Origin of the sequence: Ferroplasma acidarmanus Fer1 (genome assembly GCF_000152265.2) — an archaeon.
GTDB classification, from domain to species: Archaea; Thermoplasmatota; Thermoplasmata; order Thermoplasmatales; family Thermoplasmataceae; genus Ferroplasma; species Ferroplasma acidiphilum.
In genome coordinates this window covers 36,531-50,679 of sequence record NC_021592.1, presented here as the reverse complement: position 1 = coordinate 50,679, position 14,149 = coordinate 36,531, and the positions used below count along the sequence as shown (strand labels likewise).

Genomic DNA, 14,149 nt, shown 5'->3' with positions numbered 1-14,149 from the left:
TTTAAGAATTAGTAAAATCAAACATTGTTTATGAAAAATTTTGTATTATCGGTACCGATACTATATCGGTAGCGATAGAATTTGATCTGTTCTACTTAATTTTGGGCCGTTATATATAAAAATCATTAAGTATTCTATATTATTGGCAACTGGGCATATTCAATAGCAACTCATTTTAAAATTTTAATTGTTCCGGGAAATCCTCAAAAATCACATGTGTATAGAATGAAAATGGTGTGATAAGGTTTGTATATGGTATCCTGGTGAAATAAAGAATTCGATTAATCTGATCATATCGTTCAAAGTATTCAAATTCAGGACAACAATATTTAAATATTAAAAATACTTGGATTCAAAATGAAAGAAACCGTTAAAGGCTCCAACAAACTTAAATCAAACGAACTGGGTCTTTGGCATGGGATATTCCAGAGCTTCAGCCACGTCGCACCTGCAGCAGAGGTTGCAATTCTCATTACAGGAACAGCTCTGGTAGCTGAAGGATCTACGCCATTGATTTTCATACTGGCACCGTTGATTGTCCTGTTGTGGCTTAACACAAATTACCAGTTTTCCGGATATGTGGCAAGCTCTGGAGGCTACTCGGCATTCGCTAGAGCTGGCCTTGGAAAGTCTGCCGGAGATATAACAGGTTGGCTGTTTTTCTTCAATGAATTTCTGACATACATTGGATTTGCACTTCTGTCCTTTGCAGCGTTTGTGTATCTCCTTTCCCCTTCCATAACTTCTATTCCTTATCTGTGGGTTCCAATTTTGCTAATCCCTCTGGTGTTCTCAACAGCCATGGTTTACCGTGGTGTAAAATTATCACTGAACTACGCTGCATACACGGGTTTCATTGAGACAGCTGTTCTTACCATTGCCGCCCTTATAATAATCTTTAAACTCGGTTCTTCCAATACATTTTATGTTTTCACTGCAGTTCCGGTACATAACGATTTTTCAATCATCGGCCTCGGGCTTCTGTTTGGACTGTATTCCTATGGCGGAACCGGTTCTGTTGTAGCCCTTGGGGAAGAAATGAAGGAGCCAAAGAAGGTAATCGGGAAAGCTATAATTTACGGATGGCTGCTTGTGCTAATTCCCCTTGCGCTCAATGCTTATGCCCTGACTGTTGGATGGGGGCTTTCTAACATTTCTTCCTTTGGGACCTCACCTGATCCGGGGGTTATTGAATACTTCAGTTTCCTTGGCCCTTTTGGAGGATGGATTTTTGTTGCAGTGGTGATCAACAGCTTCTTAGATTTTGGCATTGCCATTAACAATTCTCTCACAAGGATGCTATACTATCTGGCCAGGGACAGCAACCTGCTCCCCCGTTTCCTTACAAAAACCCACCCCAAATACGGAACTCCATACAAGGCTATAATTGCAGTTGCAATAGTGTCGTTTATTATTGCTGTGGTTTCCGGCATTATATTTGGGCCATTTGTTGGCGCACTTGTAATTGAGGGTGCTGCGTCAATCGCTTTTATGCTGCAGCATTCCCTGGCAACTCTGAGCCTTCCTTTTTATTCGCGCAGGGAAAAACACCTCAAAGTTACGGTTCATGTGGTAATTCCAGCAATTTCCTTAGTATTCATAGCATTTGCCATACTGAGTACTGTGTACCCGATACCGGCATTCCCGCTTAATCTTCCTGCATATATGGTGATTGCCTGGACCATTGCAGGCGTGTTGCTTATTGCATTATTGAGACAGGCAGGGAGGGATAGAGAAAGGAATAAGGACATAGCATCCTAATTTCCTAATTCGGCGCCTCATCCCTTACATTTTAATGTTAATTAAATTCCGAAAATTCCCACTTCCGCACTTTTAATGATGATTTAATAAGAATAAAATTCATCCTACTGGCAAAGCGAAATCAAAACTTGTGTATGTATAATATTAAAAAAAGTCCGGAGAATATAGGCCGCTCCAGTGCTTTCCAGAGGGTTCAGATTTCATGATGTTTCGAGAACACTTCTTCTGCAGCCAGCGCACTTCCATGGCCAACTTCCTTTCCAATCTCCTCAAGCGAGGACTCTATCACATTGAGGGCAGTTATTATGTGTTCCGGTTTTACCCATCCCATGTGCCCTACCCTGAAATACCTGTCCCGGAAAGCGGGATGCACGCCTGCGCCGAATTCCACACCTTTCTTCATGCACCTCTGCAGAAAATCTGGAATGTCAATACCGTCCACAATCACACCGGTAACTGTATTGCTTCTCAGTTTCTCGGATGCCAGGATTTCAAGGCCCATATGACTGATTCCTGCCCTGAATGCCTGTGAGCAGATCTCGTGACGCTTTATCCTTGCTTCAATAGTCTCCGATCTTATTAGAGCCATGCTCTTCTGTATTGAGAACACCGTCCCTATGGGAGGAGTTGCAAAATATCCACCTCCTCCAGCAAGAAACTTATTCATTAAATCGGACCAGTTTCTAAGATCAGCGAAATAGCCGCTTATAGATTCTTCCCTTAGCTTCTCTATGGCTGATCTGGATGCCACCAGCAGCCCGGCTCCCGCCTGTGCTCCCAGTGCCTTCTGGCTTGCAGTGAGGACCACGTCTATACCCCACCTAGCTGCCTGCATATTCTCTCCCCCTATGCTTGCAACCCCATCCACAATTATAAGATCAACTTTGTTCCTGACTGTCTTTGCAACTGATTCAACATCCAGCTTCACACCGGTGCTTGTCTCGACCTGGGTCATAGCAACAGCGAAGTACCTCCTTGAAGATACCTCGTGATCAATATCTTCAAGCGACACAGACTTCCCGGCCTCTGCCTTCAGTACCTTTATTGCAACAGGATATCTGGACATTATTGCTTCCCAGCGATCTCCAAATACGCCATTACTTACCACCAGTATGCGGGAGTTCCTTGGAATGAATGACATTACACTTTCCATTGCAACTGTTCCGCTGCCCGGAAGTATAAAGGGTGTGTAAGAATCGGCTGCTCCGGTAATATACCTGAGCCCCTCAAGAGAACTCTTCATGGCGCTGTTAAACTCCGGTGAGGCAAAGCCTATATTTGGTTGAACAGCAGCTGACAGTACATCATAGTTGCCAATAGATGGCCCCACGTGCATTAATATCCTTGAAGTCATAGATATTTATTCTGCAATAGGATAAAAACTCTTGCGCAACTCCGTAATGGCGAAGAACTACAGAATTTTACAGCAATAGGGCGTATTACTGATGACGAACCATATCAGGTAGGGATGAACCCAGATTTTTACCCTTGGCGGGGGCACGATGTGTTCTTTAATAGTCAGGAGGCATCCATCTTCCCATTGATTGAAAAACTTTGTTTCATCGAGAATAAAAAGTATTGGGGGCATTATATACGTAGTGGCCTTTTTAAGGCTGCCAGATCAGCTTTTGAGTGCATAGCAGACCCTATGAATGTCAGAATTTCCCATTAGTTGTGAAACATGGAGCAGTATGTGATCTATAATGTGTATAACTCTACAGATTTGGACAATGGGATTGCAGTCAGGAATATATTTATATATACTACGTATGTTAAATTGATATACACATGAAGCTACAAAACGAACCCGACCCAATGATAGAAAAAGAGCTTGTAATTAGACGTCTATGGAATATTTATAGCTTCACAGGCTTCAATGATTTTGCTGAGTATGTTAAAAACACGTATCCTGGATTTATTATAACCCCTGATATCAATAGTAAATTAAAAGATAATAATAACTTAAATATGCTAGAAGCGGAAAAACTCATTAAGTCTGCTGCATATGCTATTCCATCCTTTGAAGACTTTAAAACAATTATAAATAATGCACCTCCCCGGGCTAAGGAAGAAGGACAAGATTTCGACCTTCCATTTACAGGATATTATATAAATATAGATGCAAAATGGAATATTAAATTAGAAAGCAAATGGCAGGAATTGTATACAGAATTGAATAAAAGCCTGAATAAAAAGAAACCGAATTTTACAGGCATTAAAACATATGCGGTACTCAAAGCTTTATTCAGCAACTATACTAATGATGGAACTTATGAAATTTCAACAATAAAATTAGTCACAGAGGCTAATAGTATGCTGAATCAGAATCAGGAAATAAGAGTGTGGTATAACAATTTCAATGATTTAATTGGGGCTGGAATATTGTATAATACAAGATCAAATAAATACGGCCAGATGACTATATTGCCTGAAACTATGCCACTCATTAAATTGATTTTAAATGAATATGAACAAAGTAATGTGAGAGAGCTTAATGAGGTTAAAAACGGTAGGTTGCCGTATTAATAAATAAAATAGCTCAAGGTTTATAAAATATATATAAATTTGTAACATAATGAAATCAAACATAATTACGTTAGCACCGCCAGGAAATACTAGCTCCTGGAAATTAATATGCCCAATCAGTTTTTAACTGATCATTTTGTTCTACGTGCCTGTTTTGCTATAATCCGCGCGATAATTTCATCAAGTTCTTCTCTACTTCGTCTGTACTTATCTTCTGATGGATCGTAATAGTATATTTTATCTGCAATATTAACTGGATTTTTAGATAATTCGACGAGCCGGAGCATAAATGCCCAGTCTTCGGCCACTGATATCCACCCATTATCCAGTTTCAAATCTTCCATATCCAGTGAATCAAAGAGATATTTTTTAAAAGTTCTTATGTGTTGCCATACGTTTCCGCCACCTTTTTTCCCTAGACTGTCAAAATTTACTTTATACCTGGCTTCTTTATCTGCCCGTAACATAGAACCAACAGTTAAATCAGCACCATTATGGTAGAGTTCCATAATTTTGCTTAATGCATTATCCGCAATTAATGCGTCATCGGCATCAAGCATCACTATTATTGACTCTGGATTTTTACAGATTCTTTCTATCGCAATATATATATTTTCTATAGAGCTCCTAGGTTCAACGTTTTTAAAAGTCGTGATTCTGTCCCTGAATAGTCTACCGGCTATTTCGTAAAGATATTCAACCATTCCATTAACAGATGCCGCATCAATAGCGATTATTCCGAAATTCTGGTAGTCCTGCCTGGATAAAGATTTAATACATCTCCTTAGTTTCTGGAATGATACATTTCTACCTTTAACAATTATAACCATCTCCTCCTTTCTTTCCGGCAATATCAGTCCAGGGTCACTTGAAATCAGGTTAACATTTCCAGCTTGATTTTCATTAACATACTCTCTCTCAACTGAATACATAGAATTCAGCCATCCGTTAATATCATTCTTATAATTATTAGGAACATGGATAAAGAATGCATTGCCATCGTTACCACGGTATGATCCATATTTTGAGTTTTTATTCAACATATCAACAGACCTGTGCCATGGCAATGCAAGTTTGCCTGTTTCATCCAGTTTATTGGGTAAGGGCAATAAATTCATCATTAACTCCCTATTAATAAGGGAAAATCTGACTTCTGTCCTCCATTTATTATAATTATTTCCAATTGTGAAATCAGCTCTGGTCTTGCTGTATATTGGGAAGCCCACGGTTAATGCGTCATCATTATTTTCCAAAACATTTTTTAAAACTTTGAGGTAGCTGGGCCCCGGAGTTCTCCCGATTATACAATCTGAATCTAACTGTAATATATATTTAGTTTTTAGCTGTTCAAATCCATATATTGATGTGATAGTGTTTTGCCCGTTTGATGCCCGTATATCTGTTGTTTCTACTCCAAACCATTTTAAAGAAAGTTCTTTAATATATTCACTTTCATCAGGCGTAAATATTACCCTGTCTATAATACCATCAGAGATCAGGGAATTCAGTTTTTTGATAAAATTTTCCATGTCTGCATAATCATACTGTCGCAGGAAGCCTGATGTATTTTTATCCGTAACAACAATCTTTTCAAAAAACTTTTCCGGCCCTTCCAGCTGATTAACTATATGCCTTATCCGTGTATCTATGGTACGCCACTCCATAGCCGAAGCTTTTATCATTAGGGAAACATCAGGATTAATTATTTCCCTGCGCGCTTTACAGGTAATAAACAGAAATTCTGATCCTGGTAGCTGATTGTCTATATCTATTCCATCTGTTTCACTGATATCGGTAACTATGAAAGAGGCCTTTTTTAATTCTGAAATATACCAGTTTACCGGCCTGTGATATTCAATTCTGGTTCCACCGGTGAATTTTACAAATTTTCTGTACTGGAAATTGGAATTATAATCCCCTGTGGGCTGAATTTTAATGTGGGTTTGTGTTTCATTATTATTAAGATTATAGGGGTTGCAGATAGATACTACCAGATTGCCATTTTCATGTATTACTCCTTTTATTTTACCTAGAATATCAGTTACTTCTTCATCATTTACACTGCAGAGAACCTGGGAAAGCAGTACAGTATGGTATAATTCCTTCTTTTTATCTATGAAGTCCATATCCAGCGCCTTCAATGCTGCTGGTTGACCCGGGGCCGGATGATGCTTATAGAATCCACTCATGTCTATATCGAATACTGAAACATTATACTTTTTAGAAAGAGCATCTGCAATTGCTCCTGTTCCACAACCATAGTCAAGCACATTGTCTGGATGTATTTTATTTAATATTTCTTCTATTTTTGTTATCCCCATCTGGTAATTTGTCTTAATGCTCAGTGACTCCATGAAAATATCAAAGCCATAAAGCTCTGGAAAAGTTTCATCTGTGATTGACATATGGAGAAGTGTGGCAATATCAGTCCTGAAATACCATCTGTATGTTATATAGCATTTCCTGCACATTTTTATAAATCCTGGTCTGTATATTCTTCAATGTCCTGCCTATGTCAACATATTTTATACCGGATGAATTCACTATAATATTCTTCGGTGAAATATTGGTTATGCATATCCAGTTTGATCTGCATTCAAGCAATAAATTGAGCAAATTGTGTAAATGTCCACCATTATAAATATCTCCATCTACATATTCTGTTTTTATTATTATTTGATTCTTATTTTTATGTATGTCTATAATGCGTGATATATTATCGAATGCTTTGCCTCTGAGATTATTAGCAATAAACGTTAATTTTTTGTTAAAATCATTATCAGAATTATAAAAATATTTATAGCAAAATTTACCATCTGTGAACACAGCGCCTTCTTTGCCATTTCCCAGAAACTTTATATTATCTACCTTAAATTCATCTTCAATAATCTTTTTAATTTCCATTAATTCACTTTCATGTTTATAAAACTCAAGATGCACTGAATAATTATAATTGGATAAGTACATTTTTGATAGAAAATCTTCCAGATCTTTCATGTTATAATTTTTGATGCTGCAAACTATTTCATCAATGGTTTTTTCATTGAATACTGAACTGGCATTTTCCTTAAGTATTCTCCAGTTATCCCTTATCATGGTTTTAGTGGCTGAATCAATGTTAGCTACTCCAATTATGTGGGAAACTGCATTATCTATTGAACTTATCAACCCTTTAATACGCCAGTAGTTCATAATTAATTGTAATAATCTGTTCTCCAGTTTAATGTCAATATTTGAAACTATTTCTGATATTTCATATGGCGTAAAATTTAAGATATTTAATGTTTCATGATTTTTAGTGTCCGGTAATTGCTTTATTTTTTTATACAGGTATTGATCCATACTTCTGGTAAAGCATGAACCCAGTACATCCGATATGAGCTTGTTAATTTTAGTTGTCGAGTCTTCTTTTCCTGAACGCTTTTGCACAAGCATTAAAGGCGAAGAAATTATGTGTGCACCAGGGTGTAATTCAGTTCTTTTATTGAGTATTACCCATAATGTATCACCCCTCCTATATGGAATATTATTGTTCACAGGTGCACTATCTGTAAATTCTTTAAGGACCTCACGGTCAAGAATTATTACATTTCCGCCGCGTGTTGGGCCTGTATCAACTGTTGTTTTATCATAATAAATATCATCAAGTCCATAATGCTCAACCTTCCTGAATATTGACCTATCAAGGATTTCAGGCATGTCTCCTGCTATTCTATCTAATATCTCATGTATATTGTTGGTAGTAATAGAACAAGGGTGCCACATTGGGGTTTCGAGATTCCGGAAATCATTCTCCGGGAAGTCATAATAATAAGATTGGAATTCTGCAATATATTTATTATTCTGCATTGTTCTCGTTTTATAATTCATCCGTGCGGTGTGATTTGAGAACGCTCTCAGGTTAAAATATAAATCCAGCAGCTGAGTTCTCATTGTTGACAGTGCTGGCAAAGGTGCATCCCCTCCAATTTTTCCAACAACAATAGAAACATTTGCATTTTTCCATTCTTTGATTCGCGCCATGAATCTATTTTTGCTTATCCTGTTAGATATATTGCCCCAGTAGATATTGCTTATATCTATATCATCATCAATTATCCATATCACAGGGTTTGCAAACTTCAATGATTCTATATATAATACTCTTTGAAGTGCTGTCCTGCCAAAGGGAATGCCAAGCCTACGTGATTTTTCTCTGTAATAATTACCTAAAAGGCCATTATCCGCCATTGAAGCAATATCATCCTTTTTTATTATTTTAAGCTCGATGCCATTTTCCTTCAGTTTTTCTTCTTTCCCTTCTGAAAAATCTTTCTGGCCAGTATTGTCAAGCATCACCACTTCATTAATTTTGATTTTACTGTTAAATTCTATGAATTTATCGATTAAAATATCTCCCCGTGCTACGTCCGATACCATCACACCGAATATAATATGTGTCCGAATTTCTGGACATGCTTTATTCTCTACGATCGAATCTCCCTGATTCCGGCCAACCTCATTATAATTATATTCTGTAATGTCATATCTAAACAGCTCCCTGCTCCGACGTATAAATGCATTATATGAAACATCATCCATTATATTCCGGTATTTGTCATTAAAATTCTGTAGCCCGACCGCTTTCCTGCGTGATGATGGATCGGAAAGCCTTTCATTTCCATAAGCTCTGTAATGTACCATATATTTTCTGAGAAATGTATATTTTATATTTCCCATAGCAAGTAATCTTATGCACAGATCTCTATCCGTTGTGCTTGGAAGGTTTTCATCATAGCCTCCAGCCATAAGCAGGTATGATAGTCGTATAAAAAGGTTGGAACCCTGTATATGGGGATTTCCAGCGAAAAAATCCTTTTCGTCCAGAGAAGCCGGGATTGAAAGCTTAATACCTTCTCCGGTCTCAGTTTCATGGCGAATAATACCTGAGATGACCCAATCGGCATTTTCTTCAATAGCTTTATCAAGGGAGTTCTTAAGATAACCGGGTTCCCACCAGTCATCATCATCCAGCACTGCAATAAATGTATTATCCGGGTCGTATCCAGTATTCAGAATTTCTGAAAGTGCTGTGTTAATTGCACCGGAAAGATTCTTCTCTCTTCTGTTAACAATTTTTTTAATTTGAAGTTTATTTATTTCCGGAATATTTATCGTATCAAGCTTCTCCCATGAATCGGCAACAAGGTACGTGGCATCAGGTGTTAGTTCCTGGTTTATTATAGAGGGAAGTGAAATAGTTGAAACATCACCAGGCCTTGTAACAGCAGTTATGGTGATGATGGCGTATTTTTTATCTGTGCTCGCCATAGTTATCACTATCAGGTATCCCCTTGTCGGTTGTACTATTTTTCATGTTAGACTTTACTGTTTCATTAACCACAAAATCTGCCTTAAATAAAAGGGATTCTGATGAAAAAGCATTCATCAATTCCATGGTATCTTTAGGTACACATTTGCCTCCAAAAGCACCTAAATGAGGTGTTAAGTGTGCCATGTTTCTGACCCTCCTATCGGTATAAACAATTTTCATTATATCGTCTATATTCCCTCTACCTCTGGCAGCAATATTTTCCATGGTATTTGTAAACGACACTTTCGTTGCGATAAATGCATTATGGGCCAGTTTTCCTATTTCGGCACTTCTGTAATCGGTAATAATTATATCTACGCCGGTAGCCCAGGAATAAATCTTTAAAGCTTCCCTGACATCATCTTCTTTGCCAGAAAATACAAGTCTGTCAGGATTGGCAGTCCATTCCAGAGCACTTTTTTCACGTAAAAATTCTGGTGAATAAACTATTCTCAATTCAGGGAACTTACTGGTAACATTTTCCATGAATCCAACACCCAGCGTGCTTTTAATTATTATTACGCCTGAATAATTGCTGGATGCAAGCTTTTGCAGTGTATCTTCAACATGGTTGCAATCAAGCCTCCCATTGCGGTCTCCAGGTGTCTGGACACAGATAAATGATACGGGGCATTTCAGTATATCGTTCCAGTTATAATTTCCTATTATGTCGTATCCCGATACGTTGTAAAAATTTGAGAGGTGTTTGAAAAGTGCACTTCCCACTGAACCTAGCCCGATTATTCCTACTTTATCTATTAATTCTTTATTAGTAATTTTGTTAACAACCATATTAATCACACACCTCTGGCCAATCAACCCAACTAAGAGGGAGTTTTGTTATTTTGACTTCTGGAAGTTTTGTGTATAATGAACTTATTTTACCAGGAAAAATTATAATAAATTCAAGATGGTTTCTCACAGCTAACTCTGCTACAGGATAAAAATCTCCATCACCACTTACTATGATTAATCTATGAAATATCCCTGAATGTATTAATTCAGTTGCATCCATAGCCAGTTTTACATCTACACCTTTTTCAAATATGCCCTGTTTTCTATACATGAGAGGAGAAGATACTGTCTCAAAACCAATGTTTTTCAATTCTCCATGTAAAATATTTGTTTCATTATTAGATTTTCTTCTGTTTTTAAACGATTCAGGAAATTTACTATCGTAACCGATTGCCTTATCAGCGGGATGTTCATGTTTTAATTTCGTCATATATTTTACAATATATCTATTGATAGTTGATCGATTGGCATGGCTATTGTATGATTTTTTAACAGCATTAAATAAGCATGAAATGTCTGCGAGAATTACAGTTTTAAGCTCGTCATTCCCGGAAGTATGGGAGAAATCTGGATTAGTCATAGATATCTCCCTATTAACGTTATATGCTTTAATGAAATTTTTCTACTGCAATAGTTATGTGTGTCATGAATTAATTTCCAGGACCTTATCCTATTTGTAAAACAACTATAACATTGTAATGACACAATTGCTAGCAATTCCTTTATGTACTCTACATCGAAAACCTGCCTGCACTTACGATTACATACATATCTTATATGTTTATAATCCCAATGCCACCTAGGTTTAATAGGTAGAATACATCTTTTTTCAAAGATGTATCTTTGCATAATACAATTATAACTTAGTAGTATATATATTTTTTATATAAGTTCCAATATGTGATATCTTGAAATATGTATACTAATAAATTTAGTTTTTTCTAACATTTAATTGGTATACTCCTCCCAAATAATGATACAAAGTCTTCATGTAAGGGCGATTGTATGCTAACAACATATGTTATATAGATAAGGGAGGCTGATTCAAATCCTATAAAGATTATATGGCAATTTATCTAACATCCGAATTTTTTATATCTTTATAGTATTTTTCCACCTTCCTCAAATAATCACCTATTTCAATTAGCTGTGGTAGTTCTGTTTCCGGTGAATCCTCATTTACAGGTAATAGAACATTGAAATTAATGCCATTATCATTCAGGTAATTCAACCACCCGGCAACCCCAACAATATCCAGAAGTACAGGTAAAGGTCTCATTATAACTGATATCCGTTGTTCCTGGAAAATCGAATATTTCATTGTTTCGTGTACCTCATCGCCGGGTATTACCCCGAGGCTTGATTTTGCATCCATAATAATTTCAGGCCCTACGAATATGTCTGGTTTCAATGCACCAGCTTCATCAAACTGGTTCTCAACTTTTATAATTGAAGGATCAATAGAACAATCTTTGATAAGATATAAAATTCCCATAGCTTTAAGGTTTCTATGTATATCGCTTTCTCTGCCGTTGTTGGGTTTATCTAGATTTATGTGGTTTTCCCTTAACCACCTGCGGCTTTCAGTAAGTATGGCTTCAATGTATTTCTTATGTGCAGGAAGAGATGAATAACCATTCTCCTTTAAGCACAATCCTGATGCAGCAAAAGTTAATGTTGATACTAAACTTTCCTCTATGTTTTCCTTTACTATTCTCGAGGCTTTCTGCTCTATTACCGGTAGATAATGAATATAAAAACAATTAGGCACAATGATAATAGAGTACTTATTACCTATCATGCCGTCCAAAGACTCTTTTACTGTTTTATCTATTTCCTTATCCATATTACCGCAAACATCGTGCCCAATAACAAAAATTCCTGTATCTTTTCCAAGTTCCGATATTGTATATTTCTGGAATTCAGTAAGAGATTTAATTACTATTGGATTGAATTCAAATCCTTGAATCAAAGCTATTTCGGTAGCTAAACTGGCAAGGCTATCTTCTATACCTTTCTTATTCTCATCGTATACAATGACTGTAGTGCCACTATTAGCACTGATTAGATTATCTATGGCGTTCATAGAATCTAGAAAGTCTGATACAAAACTGAAATCCTTGATGTGTAATGGAACAGGATTATTATTTTGAGGCATATCTATATGGCCCGGTATCTGTTTAATATCAATAGGTGCTTTAGTTGTGTGCTTTAACCATACCTCTCTGAGCGTTATATATTCACTATCATTTTCCACCATATAGTCATATATAGGTGTGACGACATCACATTTCACCTTGGTGCAAATTAAATTAATGTTGGTCCCCAGAGCATTAAGCGATTTATCGTACAGTAGATAAGGCGAGTTAACCAGAATTTTAACTATATTTCTTTGTTCCGGTATATTGAAACCAAAAAGACCCGGTGGAAATAGTATTATTGCTACATCTTTATCGGAAAGTAGCAACTCGCTTGCAACAGTGTCTTTTACATAGGTGGTCACTATAAACAGCTGCGTTTTTTTCCCGTCATAAAATTCACTTGGCGTTCCTGTCAGGGCCGGGATAACCATGAAGCGTCTATCGGAAATTAAGTCTATATTGTCAAGAAATCCCACAATTTTGCTTCTTATTCTGCTAGAGGCAATATCATAACCGGGATAATTACTTCTTTCATAAATCTCTGATAATAAGAGAAAGGAATTAAAATCATTTGATGGGTCGAGTGTGGCCTCAGCAAACTGAATCATAGTTTCTCTTTCAAAAAGGAAGGGATATGCATTGGTTTTGAGAAGCATTGCTATGCCTTTTTCCAGGTCACTTTTAAATAATGTTGCAAGTGTTGAGCTGTGTCCAGTAATATTATTCAATAAAAGTGATGTATATGCCATGAACCAGGAAGATTTAGATATTTCTTTAAATTTAAGTATAGCTTCTTCTCTAGTTTTATTGAAATAATTATTGACAAGAGAGCCCCATTCCTCCATGCCGGCAATCCCGTAAGTGCTTATTGCACTTCTAAGCAATTCAAGTTCATCTATCCCCAACATCGCCGGCTGAACACGCTCAAATTGCTCAAATCTATTACTCCTCTGCAAAAAATAGGTAACATCCTCTTCGCTAAAGAAGAGCATGGGAATTATATTATAACCAGATATGTGTTTATTTATCTGATTAACGACATAATTATATACTATTTTCCTTATTTTAGGAATTTCATTTTTATATTGAATGGTTTCTGGAACTTCTGATTCAATTTTAGCTTCCAGGTCAATTGTAAGTTTATTTAGTTCAATACTATCGAGATAAGTTGTTGAATTTAAGAGTGAACTGGCAAATACAATGGCATTATCTATAAATTCTAAGAACAGTGGGTCAGAAGCTGTGCTTCGAAGTTTTCTCATCGAATCTACGGTCTGATCGCCAAGTTTTTTAATTTCCTTGAATAAAAGAAGATAGGGATAATTCCGGGTATTGATCTGTATATTAATCGATTTATCATATTTTTTAGTTGATAATGATATAATACGCCCCTGATCACTTTTTTTATTTTCTTCAATTGGTAATGTATTGTATTGTTCCTGATATGATTTAACAAAAGAGTCCACATTATGTTTAGTTTCTTTTTGATCTTTTAGCATTCTGTTTTTAATTTCACCCCGTTTTCGTCTATTGTTTTCCCACATTTCCCTATACTTTTTCACATCCATGACAT

General features: G+C 36.6%; 8 protein-coding genes. 2 read left to right on the top strand and 6 right to left on the bottom strand.

The genetic code is table 11. From position 1 onward, the window contains the following. Positions 1–357: 357 nt before the first annotated feature. Positions 358–1,761 carry an APC family permease gene (locus FACI_RS00150; RefSeq protein ID WP_009886047.1) on the top strand — a complete coding sequence of 468 codons (1,404 nt, stop codon included), beginning with the start codon at positions 358–360 and terminating at the stop codon, positions 1,759–1,761. Positions 1,762–1,954: 193 nt separating this feature from the next. Here the strand turns inward: FACI_RS00150 and FACI_RS00145 are convergent, their stop codons facing one another. Further along, entirely contained in the window at positions 1,955–3,115 is a 1,161-nt protein-coding gene (locus FACI_RS00145; RefSeq protein WP_009886046.1) for a pyridoxal-phosphate-dependent aminotransferase family protein, read from the bottom strand. Between the two features lie 461 nt (positions 3,116–3,576). On the opposite strand from FACI_RS00145, the gene FACI_RS00140 reads away from it, so the two are divergent. Next, on the top strand, positions 3,577–4,287 hold the full coding sequence (locus FACI_RS00140) for a hypothetical protein (protein WP_148285700.1): 711 nt from the start codon (positions 3,577–3,579) through the stop codon (positions 4,285–4,287). A gap of 131 nt (positions 4,288–4,418) precedes the next feature. Here the strand turns inward: FACI_RS00140 and FACI_RS00135 are convergent, their stop codons facing one another. The 5 genes from FACI_RS00135 to FACI_RS00115 all read right to left on the bottom strand — a co-directional run bounded on the left by FACI_RS00135 (position 4,419) and on the right by FACI_RS00115 (position 14,144). Continuing rightward, positions 4,419–6,758: a glycosyltransferase gene (locus tag FACI_RS00135; protein ID WP_009886044.1), complete on the bottom strand. Its 2,340-nt coding sequence runs from the start codon at positions 6,756–6,758 to the stop codon at positions 4,419–4,421. After that, complete coding sequence (locus FACI_RS00130; RefSeq protein ID WP_009886043.1) at positions 6,712–9,597, bottom strand: glycosyltransferase; 2,886 nt, start codon at positions 9,595–9,597, stop codon at positions 6,712–6,714. The genes FACI_RS00135 and FACI_RS00130 overlap by 47 nt, the downstream gene beginning before the upstream one ends. Beyond that, positions 9,581–10,432: a UDP-glucose 6-dehydrogenase gene (locus FACI_RS00125; RefSeq protein ID WP_009886042.1), complete on the bottom strand. Its 852-nt coding sequence runs from the start codon at positions 10,430–10,432 to the stop codon at positions 9,581–9,583. The genes FACI_RS00130 and FACI_RS00125 overlap by 17 nt, the downstream gene beginning before the upstream one ends. A 1-nt stretch (position 10,433) precedes the next feature. Continuing rightward, complete coding sequence (locus tag FACI_RS00120; RefSeq protein ID WP_009886041.1) at positions 10,434–11,015, bottom strand: NYN domain-containing protein; 582 nt, start codon at positions 11,013–11,015, stop codon at positions 10,434–10,436. A 492-nt stretch (positions 11,016–11,507) separates the two neighbouring features. After that, the gene (locus tag FACI_RS00115) at positions 11,508–14,144 is read right to left on the bottom strand and encodes a hypothetical protein (protein WP_009886040.1); all 2,637 of its coding nucleotides are present in this window, start codon (positions 14,142–14,144) and stop codon (positions 11,508–11,510) included. Positions 14,145–14,149 lie beyond the last annotated feature (5 nt).

What these genes read in the sequence shown, in the direction of transcription:
- FACI_RS00120 (WP_009886041.1), bottom strand. Translation starts at nt 11,015, where the DNA reads ATGACTAATCCAGATTTCTCCCATACTTCCGGGAATGACGAGCTTAAA.
- FACI_RS00145 (WP_009886046.1), bottom strand. Translation starts at nt 3,115, where the DNA reads ATGACTTCAAGGATATTAATGCACGTGGGGCCATCTATTGGCAACTAT.
- FACI_RS00140 (WP_148285700.1), top strand. Translation starts at nt 3,577, where the DNA reads ATGATAGAAAAAGAGCTTGTAATTAGACGTCTATGGAATATTTATAGC.
- FACI_RS00150 (WP_009886047.1), top strand. Translation starts at nt 358, where the DNA reads ATGAAAGAAACCGTTAAAGGCTCCAACAAACTTAAATCAAACGAACTG.
- FACI_RS00115 (WP_009886040.1), bottom strand. Translation starts at nt 14,144, where the DNA reads ATGGATGTGAAAAAGTATAGGGAAATGTGGGAAAACAATAGACGAAAA.
- FACI_RS00130 (WP_009886043.1), bottom strand. Translation starts at nt 9,597, where the DNA reads ATGGCGAGCACAGATAAAAAATACGCCATCATCACCATAACTGCTGTT.
- FACI_RS00135 (WP_009886044.1), bottom strand. Translation starts at nt 6,758, where the DNA reads ATGTGCAGGAAATGCTATATAACATACAGATGGTATTTCAGGACTGAT.
- FACI_RS00125 (WP_009886042.1), bottom strand. Translation starts at nt 10,432, where the DNA reads ATGGTTGTTAACAAAATTACTAATAAAGAATTAATAGATAAAGTAGGA.